Here is a 13,823-nt window from a genome sequence, read left to right as displayed (position 1 = left end):
GGTCCTTTTTCATCGGCGAGTGCACAGCGCACTTGCCGCTTCCCTCCGTGACCGAACTGCCGACATGACCTTGCGCGACGACCGAAGAAGCGCCCTTTGGGACATCACTCATCTGCTGCGCCGACTCAACCCGCACTGCGCGCAGGCGCTCGAAGCGGCCGCGAGTCTTTGCCAGACGCGGCTGGCTGACGAGATCACGGTCGAGCACTGGTTGCTGAAGCTGATCGAAGCGGGCGACGGCGACATCCCCGCTATCCTGCGGCGTTGCACGATCGATATCGACGCGCTGTGGGATGCGCTGCTCGGTGCAATCGACCGTCTGCCGCGCAATCTGCGCGGCAAGCCCGCCCTGTCGCCGCAGCTGGCGGCACTGCTTAGGGATGCATGGCTTCACGCATCTTCGGAGAGCGCCGAGGCGCGAATCCGCTCGGGGAATTTGCTGCAGGCGATCGTCGATGCGCCGCATATGCTGCGCGCCCAGAATGCGTGGCCACTGCTTGCCGTCAGCAGTGCGCAGATCGAACGGTTGCTGCCGCGAATGGCGCATCGGTCGTGCGAAAGTGAAATCGAAAGCGAAGACGAGGAACAACGATCTGAACGGCCGCAACCTGCGGCAAGCGCCGCGGCGGCGAACGGCGTCTTTCGCGCAAAAGAGACCACACCTGCCAGCGCCGACGCCCTCGCCCGCTTTGCGATCGACCTGACCGACAAGGCGCGCCGCGGCGACATCGATCCTGTGTTCGGGCGCGAGCGCGAGATCCAGCAGATGGTCGACGTGCTCGCGCGCCGTCGCAAGAACAATCCGATCCTCGTCGGCGAACCGGGTGTCGGCAAGACCGCGCTCGTCGAAGGGCTCGCGTTGCGCGTCGCCGAAGGCAGCGTGCCGAACGTAATAAGCGACGTGCGCATCCTCACGCTCGATCTCGGCCTGCTGCAAGCGGGCGCCGGCGTGAAAGGCGAATTCGAGCAACGCCTGAAGACCGTGATCGACGACGTTCAGGCTTCGCCCGTGCCGATCCTGCTGTTCATCGACGAAGCGCACACGCTGATCGGCGCCGGCAACGCGGCGGGCGGCGCCGACGCCGCGAACCTGCTGAAGCCTGCGCTCGCGCGCGGCGAATTGCGCACGATCGCGGCGACCACGTGGTCCGAATACAAGGAATTCTTCGAGCGCGATGCGGCACTCGAACGCCGCTTCCAGATGATCAAGGTCGAAGAACCCGACGACGACGCGGCCTGCTTGATGCTACGCGGCCTGAAAAGCCACTACGCCCGATACCACCATGTACACATTCGCGACGAAGCGCTGGTCGCCGCGGTCAAGCTGGCGCGTCGCTACATCCCGGCGCGGCAACTGCCGGACAAGGCCGTCGATCTGATCGACACGGCCGCCGCGCGCGTACGCATGGGCCTCGAAGCACCGCCGGCCGAGTTGCAACGCGCGCGGGCCGCGGTCGCCGCGCTGAAGCTCGAACGCGCGGCGCTCGCAGACGACGAACGCATCGGCATCGACGATAGCGAAGCACGCCGCGGCGCACTGGACGCCGCGCTCGCGAGCGCGAAGGCCGAACTCGCGGCGCTGCAAACACGTTACGAACAGGAGCTCGAACTCGTCCAGGCGCTGCACCGCCAACGCGACAGCGATGCCGTCTCGCGCGATGCCAGCGCTTTCGCGCGAGCATGTCGCGCACTGACGACTGCACAAGGCAAGGCCCCGTTGATCTTCGCCGACGTCGACGCCCAGGCGATCGCACGCGTCGTCGCCGAGTGGACCGGCGTGCCGGTTGGCAGTCTCGTCGAAGACGAACTGCAAAGCCTGCTGACGCTGGAAACGCAGCTCGCGACACGCGTCGTCGCGCAGCACGACGCGCTCGCCGCCCTGTCCGAAAGCCTGCGGACCGCCAAGGCGGGGCTCAAGAATGAACACGCGCCGCTCGGCGTGTTTCTGCTTGCTGGACCATCGGGCGTCGGCAAGACCGAAACCGCGCTCGCGCTCGCCGACCTGCTGTTCGGCGGTGAAGCCGCGCTCACGACGATCAATATGTCCGAGTACCAGGAATCGCACACAGTCTCGCAACTGAAGGGCTCGCCGCCCGGCTACATCGGTTATGGACGCGGCGGCATTCTGACCGAGGCGGTGCGGCAGCGTCCGTACAGCGTCGTGCTGCTCGACGAAGTCGAAAAAGCGCACCGCGACGTGCTCGACATGTTCTATCAGGTGTTCGATCGCGGCATGATGCGCGATGGCGAGGGGCGCGAGATCGACTTTCGCAATTGCGTGATCCTGATGACGTCCAATCTCGGCAGCGCGCAAATCGATGACACGACCGCGGAAAGCCCCGAGATCTCGCACGACGAACTGCTCGACGCGATTCATCCGCAGCTCGTCGGCCACTTTCAACCGGCGCTGCTCGCGCGCTTCCAGACGCTCGTGTACCGCCCTCTCGATGCGAGCGCGCTGGCCTCGATCGTGCGCCTGAAGCTCGGTAACGTCGCGCAGCGTCTGCACCGCCAGCACGGTGTCGAACTGAGCTGCGACGAAGCGCTGATCGATGCGATGGCCGCGTTGTGTCTCGCGCGCGAATCGGGCGCGCGCAACGTCGATGCGTTTGTCAATCAGCGCATTCTGCCCACGGTGTCGCGCGAACTGCTCGCGCGCATGGCATATGGAATCGCGCCCGCCAGGATCCTGCTGACCGGTTCACCCGAAGGTAGTCTGACGATCGATTTCATCGATCGCGAAGAAGCCGTGGCTGAACATGCGGCGAACGGCTAACGGAGCGCCACTCGATGCCGGCGGGACCGTCTCTCTACGATATGCTGCTCGGCCAGATCGGCGGCGAGCCGCTCGACGCATACGACGACCGCACGCTCGAATGCCTGAGCGTGCAGCAGAACGTGCAACGCATTCTGAACACGCGCGCGGGCGCATTGAAGCACCTGCCCGATTACGGTCTGCCGGACATGACGAACATCTACAAGGCATTGCCGTCGTCGGCGCACGCGCTGAAGCAGCAGATGGAAGCGACGCTGCTGAAATATGAACCTCGTATTCGCGCGATCGACATCGACATCCTCGAGGACGACGACCCCGGCGTGCTGGTCAGCTTCGAAATGACATGTCATTTGAAGAAGGCCGGGCTCGTGCGCTTCGGCACGTATTTCGAGCCGCCGGGGCGGCTGCATATACGACGCCGGATGCAGGGGCGTGGGTAATCAGCGTTATCCGCATGCCAGTCGAATCCGAAGCTACGATTCAGATTTATTCGCGAATTCGCCGGTCGATTCGACCGCGACATTTGTTCACAGTTGCTCGGCGGGTAACTCGCTATAGTGGGAAGGTCGATCACGGGTCCGATCGACCTTCCCAGACAGGCATTGAGTCTGTCCTTCGGCAGCCTCGATCACGCCCTGTGTTCGAGGCTTTTTTCCTTGCTGCCCCGTTAGCAGGCGATCACGTGGCCAGTGTGCCGTCCGCCGCATTCATCCGCGCGGGCCGTTCGTGAGGATCGGGACTATCGGTCTGCGTCGTCCCCACGACGGAGACAATAACGGCAAACAGAAAGGATTTTCGAATAAGCATTATTTGTTCCGCTTGCTTTTTCACCCGAATTTCACACAGCCGACATAAATCGCGAGCTAAACATGCACTTTTCCTTGTGTCGCGTGCGCATAAAAAATAAAAAGTGAACCCGAATCACATTTTCGCGATTCCCGTTCGACTATAACGATTAAGCAAGAAACGCAATGCAAACAAAAGTTAAAATTGTTGTTTTCCCCTGCCGTGCGGATGTGGCAGTGCATTACCGAGCGCCCGCAATGTCGACTGACAAAAAAAATCCCGCACAGGGGGGCGGGATTAAAACAACAGGACGCTGAGGAGACGAGCACGCCCTGCCTGGGACCCACACGCACCGCAGGGATACGCGTGGTTATTTCGACGCTCGCCACGACCGACAACCGTAGTCGACGGTCAACGATCGCGAGCGCTTTGAAATGCCGGGACCGCTTGGGCACCCCTGTGCGCGATCACGCCTGCCGCGTGGCACCACGGCGCCGAGCGCCCCGTGTGGAACTCAGGCCGCCTTGCGCGCGAACCCGTCGCCCATCACGCTTACCACGTCGTCGACGACCCGAGTGGCGGCCGCGAATCCAGCCGCCAGCACTTCCCGCAGATCGGTCGACGAACGACCGGGCACCGAAGCTACCCGGAAAGCGGTCGACCACTCGCCGCCGATCAGCCGCGTCTTCAACGTGACGCTCGCCACGTACGCGCGCCGCGGCGTGGCACTGCCGACATGGGTGGACATATCGGTCGCGCGCAACGCGTTGACCACGATGTCGAATCCCCGATAACGATAGGTTTGCTCCATGCTCTTCTCCGTCTTCACCCATTGCTACATAACAGCATTTCGCCGTGTATCTATGCTGCATCATTCTCGACTCGCATTTGTCAACAATTGTCATATCCTGGGCGATTCCCGGTTAGGGCTTTCCCTGCTCTCGACCTGCCAATTCCAGCGTCAACGATGCTCAATGACGAGCAAAACAGTTTTACTGTGAGATTAGATATATGCTTTACAGATTTTGGAACAATGAATCACAAGGCTCCATGCAATCTGAAGTCATCGGACCGGCAAATTCGGATTACAGATTCATACCGTTTATTCAGATTCGATCGAATAGCCTTGACGAATCAAGCCCCGCGAACCATCTCGAAATAAAAAGCTATATCCCAAAATAAAGACCGGAACTCCTCCGGCGCTTCAGTAGTCCGAACACTGCCATTGCTCATCGTGGCGCCCGTCTGGCGAGCCTGGCTCCGCCCGGTTCGCCGTCATCCGCTCGTGGTCCAATAAAAAGTACGCTGCGTCTGGCCGCATCGTCCGCCGCGTTTGAATGAAGCGTCCGTCCCGGTACGTCGCTCGATCGCCAGCGGCAAAGATCGTGTCATTACAGACCGCAGATCGCTTATCGGATTGAATGAGCCTGAATAAGGAATTGCTGGTGAAACATCTCGCTGGTTCAATATCGCAATTGTGTCGGCATTCTCTGCCTGCCTGTTTTATGCCTTGTCGCGCGAGTTACCTCGGTGCCACCCTGATCACGCGTTCGCGCCGCCGCGAAGCGGGAGAGCGTGCACGATGAGCGTCTTCCAGATTGCCGGTGCGCTGTTCGCCATCGTCGCGCTGTTCGGCGTCCTCAATTATCGATTCATCAGGTTGCCCGACACGCTCGGCATCACCGCGGTGGGGCTCGTCGTCTGCGTCGGCATTTCTGCGCTCGGATTCTACTATCCGGCGATGGCGATCGCCGCGCGCAAGATCGTCGTGCAGATCGATTTTGCCGATATCGTGTTTCACGGCCTGCTAAGTCTGCTGCTGTTCGCCGGCGCGCTGCACGTCGATCTGTCGAAGATGCGCACGCAGCGGCGCGCGGTGCTGATGCTCGCGACGATTGGCGTATTGATTTCGATCGCGGTGGTCGGCTTCGGCTTTTACTACGCGGCGCAATGGCTCGGCCAGCCGGTGAGCCTGCCGTGGTGTCTCGTGTTCGGCGCGCTGATCTCGCCGACCGATCCGATCGCGGTACTCAGCGTGCTCAAGCGCGCGGCGGCGCCCGAAAGCCTCGAAACCAAGATTACCGGCGAATCGCTGTTCAACGACGGCACGGCCGTCGTCGCATTCGTCACGCTAGTCGGACTCGCGACCGGCGCGAACGAGTTTTCCGCGGGCGCGATCGCATTCGATCTGCTGCGCGAAGTCGCCGGAGCGCTCGTGCTCGGCGCGGCGCTCGGCTTCGGCGCGTCGCTGCTGCTGCGAGGTATCGACAGCTATCCAGTCGAAATCCTGATCACACTCGCGCTCGCGACCGGCGGCTATAGTCTCGCCGAAGCGCTGCACGTGTCAGCGCCTCTCGCGGTCGTGATCATGGGGCTCGTGATCGGCAATCACGGCGCGTCGACGTCGATGTCGGAGAAGACGCGCGAGCATCTGTTCAACTTCTGGGACCTGCTCGACGAGTTGCTCAATCTCGTGCTGTTCGGGCTGATTGGACTCGAAATCATTGCGCTGTCGCTGCGCGTCGAGATCGTTTGGCTCGGGCTCGCGGCGATTCCGGTCGTGCTGTTCGCGCGCGGCGTCAGCGTCGCGATTCCGCTGCTCGCGCTGCAGAACTTCCGGCGGCTCAGTCCGCATTCGGCTGTCGTGCTGACGTGGGGCGGACTGCGCGGCGGCATCTCGATTGCGCTCGCGCTGTCGCTGCCGGAGTTTCACGGACGCGAAATGTTCATCGGCGTCACGTATCTCGTCGTGGTATTCAGCCTGCTGATTCAGGCGACGACATTGGGCCCGCTGATCCGTCGGCTCAATATCCCGGCCGCTCACGCAACCCGGCCAGCCCCGCCGGACGCATCGCCTGCACAAAACGCGCGCTAATCGTAAAGTGGATACCTACGCCGATCTGCACCGCGAGGTTGGTGAGAAAATCCAAACACAGTCCGAGACCGGCGCGAGCGGCTATCGCGTCGATTTCGACACTGGATTGGAGGGCCCGATTTAAGCGTTTTCTGAGCAGTGCCCGCCGCGATTCTGACCCGGGGCGGGCCACCAGCAGGCGAGACCGATGGCGAGTCGAACCGCCGCCGTCTCCCTCCGGCCACGGTTCACGCCGCGGCCCTTGCTCGGACTTGAACGAGTCCGCCGCCAGTTTCTGGCTTACTTTTCGCCAGTTTCCGGACCGTCGCGCCTGTCGCGGCGCCGGGCATTTGGCCGTCAATGCCGGTTCTCCCACATACCTGGCAGGCGCGGTTTGTCATCCTGTCGATTCAGGCGTCCGAAGGAGTTCGCCATGTCGGTCTATGTCGATGAAGGGTTCCGGCCCTGTGTGACGGAATGCGCGACGGTCGCGTTCCGCGTGTGCTGCGACGATCGTGCGCAGATTTTTGAAGTTAGCGCCGACGCGCTGGTCGAGTTCTGTGGCGCCGTGAGCCGTCGCAAGCAGGACCTGTTGGTCGCGTTCGAGGATGCGCAGGACGAGATCCTCTCCGTAGCCGCGCAGCGATGGCAATTCACGCCGAGCGAGCCGGTGCGGCTCGGTCTCGATGAATTCAAATTGGTCAGACATTAGGCGCGAGAAACGCCTTCATGAGCTGGATCGCCGCCCTGCCGATGTACAACGTGACACCCGCGCTCGACCTCGAATGGCGCGAGTGGCTCGACGACGTGCTGCGCCGGGTCAAGCCCGCGTGCCGCATCGTCGAACCGGACGAGGAACTGCACGGCTTCTGGCGGCGCCCGAATCTGCTGATTTCCCAGACCTGCGGTTATCCGCTGATGCAGGGGCTGCACGCGCAGGTGCAATTGGTCGCGACACCCTGTTTCGATGCGCCCGGCTGCGACGGCGCGCATTACTCGAGCGTACTGGTCGCGCGCGCCGACGCGCGCTTCGACTCACTCGCCTCGTGCCGAGGCGCGCGCGCCGCCTACAACCAGGACGATTCGAACAGCGGCATGAACGCCTTTCGTCACGCGGTCGCGCCGCTCGCGCGCGCCGGCATGTTCTTCGGCGCGGTGCTGCGCACGGGCTCGCATGTCGGCTCGCTGCGCGCGGTCGCGGACAATCGCGCGGACGTCGCCGCGATCGACTGCGTGACCTTCGCCTTCGTTTGCGACGTGCTACCGGAACTCGCGGGGCGCGTACGCGCGATCGGCATGACCGCCGCCTCGCCGGGCTTGCCGCTGATCGCCGCGGCCAATGTGCCGCCGGCCACGATCGCCGCGTTGCGCGACGCGTTGAACGAGGCGCTGAGCGTGCGCCCCGAGCGCGCAAAACGGCTGCGTTTAAGGGGCTTTTCGACGTTGCCGCTGACCGACTACGCGCGCATCGGCGAGTTGGAAAGTGAAGCGCGCGCCGCGGGCTACGCGCGGCTCGCTTGATTCACCTACTCGCTCATCTGCTACTCGACGCGCTTATTCACCCGCCTGCTGCACCTCCAGCACCAGCAGTTGCGCGCCGTCGCTGACCTGATCGCCGACCGCATATAGCACCTCGGCGACCGTGCCCGCCGCCGGGGCGCCGATCGTATGCTCCATCTTCATCGCTTCCATCACGATCAGCGGCGCGCCCTTCTCGACCACCGCGCCTGGTTCGACCAGCACCGCGATCACTTTGCCCGGCATCGGCGCGGTCAGACGGCCTTCGCCGTGCTCGGCATCCGCGGCATGCGCGAGCAGGTTCTGCCATTCGAATGCGAGCGTCTCGCCATGGCAGAACACGTGGAACCTGTCGCCGTCGACGAATACACGCCCCGTCACGCGCGCATCGCCGATCGTCGCGCGGAATTCATGGGCGCCCGCGCTGACCGACCATGTGAAGTCCTCGCGCACGCCGTCGTGTTCGAGTGTTTGCACGAGCGCTTGCGTGTCCCCGTTGCGCGCGAAAACGACCGTGAATGCGTCGGGGCTGTCGTCGTTGGCGCCGTCGTCGATCACGCGCCAGCCTAGCGTTTGCGTGTAGCCGCTATTGAGCCGCCAGTGCGACAACGCGTCCCACGGCGACGCGCCGTGCGCGGTGCCGCCCTCGCGCGTCAACAACGCGGCGCACGCGAGCGCGAGCGCTTCCTTGAACGGCTTCTGTGCCGGCGCGAACAGCACGTCGTGATGACGCTCGATCAAACCGGTGTCGAGCTCGCCGCTCGCGAACGGTTCGCTCGCGACGATGCGCCGCAGAAACTCGACGTTCGTGTGCGGCCCGACCACCTCGCAGGCATGCAGCGCACGCGCGAGGCGCGCCAATGCCTCCTCGCGCGTCGCGCCGTGAACGATCAGCTTGGCGATCATCGGATCGTAGAACGGCGTGATCGTGTCACCCTCGCGCACGCCGCTGTCGATACGCACCGGCGCCTTGCGGCCCGGCTCGCCGAGCCCGGCCGCGTCGATCGCGAACTCGACGCCTTCGGGCATGCGCAGATGCTTGAGCGTGCCGGTGGACGGCAGGAAGCCGCGCGCCGGATGCTCTGCGTAGATGCGCGCCTCGATCGCGTGGCCGTCGAGCTTCAACTGCTGCTGGGTGAGCGGCAAACTCTCGCCCGCGGCAACGCGCAACTGCCATTCGACGAGGTCCTGCCCCGTCACCATCTCGGTGACGGGATGCTCGACCTGCAGCCGCGTGTTCATCTCCATGAAATAGAACTCGCCGGTCGGCGTCATGATGAACTCGACCGTACCCGCGCCAGCGTAGTTGACCGCGCGCGCGGCGGCCACGGCCGCTTCGCCCATCGCGCGCTTGACCTCGGCCGAGAGCCCCGGCGCGGGCGCTTCCTCGAGCACTTTCTGATGGCGCCGCTGCACCGAACAGTCGCGGTCGAACAGATAAACGGCGCCGCCGTGCCGATCGGCGAACACCTGGACCTCGACGTGACGCGGCCGGGTCAGATACTTCTCGATCAGCACGCGATCGTTGCCGAAGCTGCTCGCCGCCTCGCGCTTGCACGACAGCAGCGCGGCCGCGAAGTCCGCGCTGCGCTCGACCACGCGCATGCCCTTGCCGCCGCCGCCCGCGCTCGCCTTCAGCAGCACCGGATAGCCGATCGTGTCCGCCTCGCGCTGCAACAGCTGCGGCTCCTGGTCGTCGCCGTGATAGCCGGGCACGAGCGGCACCGCGGCCGCGTGCATCAGCGCTTTCGCGGCGGCCTTCGAGCCCATCGCGGCAATCGCTTCGACCGGCGGTCCGATAAAGACGATGCCGGCCGCCTCGCACGCATGCGCGAAGTCTTCGTTTTCCGAAAGAAAGCCGTAGCCCGGATGCACGGCCTGCGCGCCGGTCGCGCGCGCGGCTTCGATGATCCGCTCGATGCGCAGATAGCTTTGCGCCGCCGTCGAACCGCCGATATGCACCGCTTCGTCGCAGGCGGCGACGTGTTTCGCGTTGGCGTCGGCGTCCGAATAGACGGCCACGCTCGCGATGCCGAGCCGCTTGCAGGTCGCCGCGACGCGGCACGCAATTTCACCCCGGTTGGCGATCAGGATCTTGTTGAACATGAGTGTCTCGATGAAATGGGCGGTACGGGGCGATGGTTGTTAGCGGAGCATGTCAGTTGCGCCAGCCCGGCGTGCGCTTTTCGAGGAACGACGCCACGCCTTCGCGGCCCTCTGCGCCGGCCCGCGTTTTCGCAATCCGCACGGCGGTGTCCTCGATCAGCGCGTCGCTCAACTCGCGGCCCGCGATGTCCTGCACGAGCCGCTTGCAGGCGCGCACCGCTTGCGGGCCGTTCGCGCACAGCGTCTGCGCGAGCTGCGCGACCGTTGCATCGAGCTGTTCCGCACTGGTGACCACTTCGCTGACCAAACCCAGCCGCAACGCGGTCGCGCAGTCGAACGCCTCGGCGGTGAGGAAGTAGCGCCGCGACGCCTGCTCGCCGAGCGCACGAATCACGTATGGCGCGATCGTCGCGGGAATCAGCCCGAGCCGCGCCTCGGACAGGCAGAAGTGTGCGCTTTCGACCGCGACGACGATATCGCACGCGGCAATCAGGCCCATGCCGCCCGCGTATGCGTCGCCGCTCACGCGCGCGATCACCGGCTTGTTGCAGCGATATACCGCCGACAGCATGCCGGCGAGCCGCATCGCATCGGCGCGGTTCTCGTCGTCCGAGTAGCCGGCCATTTTCTTCATCCAGTTCAGGTCGGCGCCCGCGCAGAACGCCTTGCCGTTCGCGGCGAGCACGACCGCGCGCAGGTCGTCGCGCGTGTCGAGCGCGGTGAATGCGGCGGTCAGCTCGGCGATCATCGTTTCGTTGAACGCGTTGCGCACGTCCGGACGATTGAGCGCGACCGTCGCGATCTGGCCGGCAAACTCGACCTTCAGCGTTTCGTATTGCATGCGTAACACTCCTTTGCCTTACGCGGTCGCATCGCGGTGACGCGGGCCATCACATTCTGAACACGCCGAAACGCGTGTCTTCGATCGGCGCGTTCATCGCCGCCGACAAACCCAGCCCAAGCACGGCGCGAGTTTGCGCGGGGTCGATCACGCCGTCGTCCCACAACCGCGCGCTCGCGTAGTACGGATGGCCCTGATGCTCGTATTGCTCGCGGATCGGCTGCTTGAACGCCTCTTCTTCTTCCGCGCTCCAGTTGCCGCCCTTCGCTTCGATGCCGTCGCGCTTGACGGTGGCGAGCACCGACGCGGCCTGCTCGCCGCCCATCACCGAGATGCGCGCGTTCGGCCACATCCACAGGAAGCGCGGCGAATACGCGCGGCCGCACATGCCGTAGTTGCCCGCGCCAAACGAGCCGCCGATGATCACCGTGAACTTCGGCACCTTCGCGGTCGCGACCGCGGTGACCATCTTCGCGCCGTTCCTCGCAATGCCTTCGTTTTCGTACTTGCGGCCGACCATGAAGCCGGTGATGTTCTGCAGAAACACGAGCGGGATCTTGCGTTGGCAGCACAGTTCGATGAAGTGCGTACCCTTCAGCGCCGACTCCGAAAACAGAATGCCGTTGTTCGCGACGATGCCGACCGGATGCCCCCAGATATGCGCGAAGCCGCAGACGAGCGTGGTGCCGTAGCGCGCCTTGAATTCGTCGAATGCGGAATCGTCGACGATACGCGCGATCACCTCGCGGATATCGAACGGCTTGCGCGTGTCGACCGGAATCACGCCGTAGATGCTCTGGGTGTCGTAGCGCGGCGGCTTCGGCTCCTGCAATACGAGCGGCGCCGGCTTCACGCGGTTCAGATGGCCGACGATGCTGCGCGCGATCCCGAGCGCATGCGCATCGTTCTGCGCAAGATGATCGACGACGCCCGACAGACGCGTATGCACGTCGCCGCCGCCGAGATCTTCGGCGCTGACCACTTCGCCGGTCGCGGCCTTGACGAGCGGTGGACCGCCGAGAAAAATCGTCCCCTGGTTCTTGACGATGATCGACTCGTCGCTCATCGCCGGCACATACGCGCCGCCCGCGGTGCACGAGCCCATCACGACCGCGATCTGCGGAATACCCGCGGCCGACAGATTCGCCTGGTTGTAGAAGATGCGGCCGAAGTGATCACGATCGGGAAATACGTCGTCCTGATTCGGCAGATTCGCGCCACCCGAGTCGACGAGGTATACGCACGGCAAGCGGTTTTCGCTGGCGATTTCCTGCGCGCGCACGTGCTTCTTCACGGTGACCGGATAGTAGGTGCCGCCCTTCACGGTCGCGTCGTTGCAGACGATCACGCACTCCTGTCCCGCGATCCGGCCGATGCCGGTGATCACGCCGGCGCCCGGCGCGTCGTCGTTGTACATGCCGTACGCGGCGAGTTGCGACAGTTCGAGAAACGGCGTGCCCGGATCGAGCAGTTGCGCGATCCGCTCGCGCGGCAGCAGCTTGCCGCGGCTCGTGTGCTTGTCGCGCGCGGCCTGGCCGCCGCCCTGCGCGAGTTGCTCGATCTTCGCGCGCAGATCGGCGACGAGCGCTTCGAGCGCCACCGCGTTCGCGCGAAAGTCGTCCGAGCGTGGGTTCAGTTTCGATTCGATGATCGGCATGACGTCGCTTCTCCAAAGTGCGGCGTATTGAGGGGGTTCACGCGCGCTTGCATCACAGCGTTTCGGCAAACAGCTCCCGGCCGATCAGCATGCGACGAATCTCGCTCGTGCCCGCGCCAATTTCGTAGAGCTTCGCATCGCGCCACAGACGACCGACCGGATACTCGTTGATATAGCCATTGCCGCCGAGAATCTGGATCGCCTCGCCAGCCATCCAGGTCGCCTTTTCGGCCGTGTACAGAATCACGCCCGCGCAGTCCTTGCGGACCTGGCGCACATGGTCGTTGCCGAGCGTGTCGAGTTGGCGGCCCACCGCGTACAGATACGCGCGGCATGCCTGCAGCGTCGTGTACAGATCGGCGACTTTGCCCTGGATCAGCTGGAATTCGCCGATCGACTGGCCGAACTGCTTGCGGTCGTGGATATACGGCACGACCGCGTCCATCACCGCGACCATGATGCCGGTCGGGCCGCCCGCGAGCACCGCGCGCTCGTAGTCGAGACCGCTCATCAGCACTTTGACGCCGCCGTTCAATGCCCCAAGGATATTTTCCTCCGGCACTTCGACGTCCTGGAACACCAGCTCGCCGGTGTGCGAGCCGCGCATGCCGAGCTTGTCGAGCTTCTGCGCGACCGAGAAACCCTTCATGCCCTTCTCGACGATGAACGCGGTAATGCCGCGCGAATTCGCTTCGGGATCGGTCTTTGCATAGACGACCAGGGTGTCACAGTCGGGGCCGTTGGTGATCCACATCTTGGTGCCGTTCAGCACGTAACGATCGCCCTTCTTCTGGGCGCGCAGCTTCATGCTGACCACGTCCGAGCCCGCGTTCGGCTCGCTCATCGCGAGCGCGCCGACGTGCTCGCCCGACACGAGCTTCGGCAGATACTTGCGCTTCTGCGCGTCGGTGCCGTTGCGATGAATCTGGTTCACGCACAGGTTCGAATGCGCGCCGTACGACAGGCCAACCGATGCCGACGCACGCGAAATTTCCTCCATCGCGACCATATGCGCGGTATAGCCCATGTTCGCGCCGCCGTACTCTTCGGAAACCGTCATGCCGAGCACGCCGAGGTCGCCGAACTTGCGCCACAGGTCCATCGGGAACTGATCGGTGCGATCGATTTCCCCGGCGCGCGGCGCGATTTCTTTGGCGGCGAACGACGCAATGCTGTCGCGCAGCATTTCGATCTCTTCGCCGAGCGGGAACTGCAAACCGGGCAGATTGGGCATTGCGGTGTCTCCTGAGTTCGTGGGCGGCCGCTGGTGGAACGCGAAGCGGCA

The 13,823-nt window shown here is 64.1% G+C and carries 10 protein-coding genes; 5 read left to right on the top strand and 5 right to left on the bottom strand.

The features are described from left to right. The first annotated feature begins 64 nt into the window (after positions 1 to 64). Positions 65 to 2,776 (top strand): type VI secretion system ATPase TssH, encoded by a 2,712-nt coding sequence (gene tssH / locus F6X40_RS00560; protein WP_187626476.1) that lies wholly within the window; start codon positions 65 to 67, stop codon positions 2,774 to 2,776. 14 nt (positions 2,777 to 2,790) lie between these two features. Continuing rightward, complete coding sequence (tssE, locus tag F6X40_RS00555) at positions 2,791 to 3,216, top strand: type VI secretion system baseplate subunit TssE (protein ID WP_184010942.1); 426 nt, start codon at positions 2,791 to 2,793, stop codon at positions 3,214 to 3,216. A gap of 860 nt (positions 3,217 to 4,076) precedes the next feature. Here the strand turns inward: tssE and F6X40_RS00550 are convergent. Continuing rightward, the gene (locus F6X40_RS00550; protein ID WP_184062891.1) at positions 4,077 to 4,373 is read right to left on the bottom strand and encodes a hypothetical protein; all 297 of its coding nucleotides are present in this window, start codon (positions 4,371 to 4,373) and stop codon (positions 4,077 to 4,079) included. A gap of 771 nt (positions 4,374 to 5,144) precedes the next feature. Between F6X40_RS00550 and F6X40_RS00545 the strand changes: the two genes are divergently transcribed. From F6X40_RS00545 to F6X40_RS00535, 3 genes are all read left to right on the top strand, one after another. After that, complete coding sequence (locus F6X40_RS00545) at positions 5,145 to 6,437, top strand: cation:proton antiporter (protein WP_187626475.1); 1,293 nt, start codon at positions 5,145 to 5,147, stop codon at positions 6,435 to 6,437. Positions 6,438 to 6,849: 412 nt separating this feature from the next. Beyond that, on the top strand, positions 6,850 to 7,128 hold the full coding sequence (locus tag F6X40_RS00540; protein ID WP_018423012.1) for a DUF1488 family protein: 279 nt from the start codon (positions 6,850 to 6,852) through the stop codon (positions 7,126 to 7,128). A gap of 17 nt (positions 7,129 to 7,145) precedes the next feature. Then, complete coding sequence (locus F6X40_RS00535) at positions 7,146 to 7,937, top strand: phosphate/phosphite/phosphonate ABC transporter substrate-binding protein (RefSeq protein WP_187626474.1); 792 nt, start codon at positions 7,146 to 7,148, stop codon at positions 7,935 to 7,937. A gap of 33 nt (positions 7,938 to 7,970) precedes the next feature. Here F6X40_RS00535 and F6X40_RS00530 read toward each other — a convergent pair whose 3' ends face one another. From F6X40_RS00530 to F6X40_RS00515, 4 genes are read right to left on the bottom strand one after another with little or no spacing between them, the layout of a single operon-like run. After that, complete coding sequence (locus F6X40_RS00530) at positions 7,971 to 10,040, bottom strand: acetyl/propionyl/methylcrotonyl-CoA carboxylase subunit alpha (RefSeq protein WP_187626473.1); 2,070 nt, start codon at positions 10,038 to 10,040, stop codon at positions 7,971 to 7,973. Positions 10,041 to 10,092: 52 nt separating this feature from the next. Further along, entirely contained in the window at positions 10,093 to 10,881 is a 789-nt protein-coding gene (locus F6X40_RS00525; RefSeq protein ID WP_187626472.1) for an enoyl-CoA hydratase/isomerase family protein, read from the bottom strand. Between the two features lie 49 nt (positions 10,882 to 10,930). Further along, a complete protein-coding gene (locus F6X40_RS00520) occupies positions 10,931 to 12,538 on the bottom strand; it encodes a carboxyl transferase domain-containing protein (RefSeq protein ID WP_187626471.1) in 1,608 nt (535 codons plus the stop codon). Between the two features lie 52 nt (positions 12,539 to 12,590). Further along, on the bottom strand, positions 12,591 to 13,772 hold the full coding sequence (locus F6X40_RS00515) for an isovaleryl-CoA dehydrogenase (protein ID WP_184062902.1): 1,182 nt from the start codon (positions 13,770 to 13,772) through the stop codon (positions 12,591 to 12,593). Positions 13,773 to 13,823: the final 51 nt, after the last annotated feature.

Source organism: Paraburkholderia sp. UCT31 (genome assembly GCF_014397655.1).
GTDB classification, from domain to species: domain Bacteria; phylum Pseudomonadota; class Gammaproteobacteria; order Burkholderiales; family Burkholderiaceae; genus Paraburkholderia; species Paraburkholderia tuberum.
The sequence above is the reverse complement of the archived record's forward strand: the minus strand, read 5'-3'. Positions and strand labels throughout refer to the sequence as shown.

Excerpts from the sequence above, each read along its gene's own strand:
- F6X40_RS00540 (WP_018423012.1), top strand. The coding sequence starts at position 6,850 with ATGTCGGTCTATGTCGATGAAGGGTTCCGGCCCTGTGTGACGGAATGC.
- tssH (WP_187626476.1), top strand. The coding sequence starts at position 65 with ATGACCTTGCGCGACGACCGAAGAAGCGCCCTTTGGGACATCACTCAT.
- F6X40_RS00525 (WP_187626472.1), bottom strand. The coding sequence starts at position 10,881 with ATGCAATACGAAACGCTGAAGGTCGAGTTTGCCGGCCAGATCGCGACG.
- F6X40_RS00515 (WP_184062902.1), bottom strand. The coding sequence starts at position 13,772 with ATGCCCAATCTGCCCGGTTTGCAGTTCCCGCTCGGCGAAGAGATCGAA.
- F6X40_RS00545 (WP_187626475.1), top strand. The coding sequence starts at position 5,145 with ATGAGCGTCTTCCAGATTGCCGGTGCGCTGTTCGCCATCGTCGCGCTG.
- F6X40_RS00535 (WP_187626474.1), top strand. The coding sequence starts at position 7,146 with ATGAGCTGGATCGCCGCCCTGCCGATGTACAACGTGACACCCGCGCTC.
- F6X40_RS00550 (WP_184062891.1), bottom strand. The coding sequence starts at position 4,373 with ATGGAGCAAACCTATCGTTATCGGGGATTCGACATCGTGGTCAACGCG.
- F6X40_RS00530 (WP_187626473.1), bottom strand. The coding sequence starts at position 10,040 with ATGTTCAACAAGATCCTGATCGCCAACCGGGGTGAAATTGCGTGCCGC.
- tssE (WP_184010942.1), top strand. The coding sequence starts at position 2,791 with ATGCCGGCGGGACCGTCTCTCTACGATATGCTGCTCGGCCAGATCGGC.
- F6X40_RS00520 (WP_187626471.1), bottom strand. The coding sequence starts at position 12,538 with ATGCCGATCATCGAATCGAAACTGAACCCACGCTCGGACGACTTTCGC.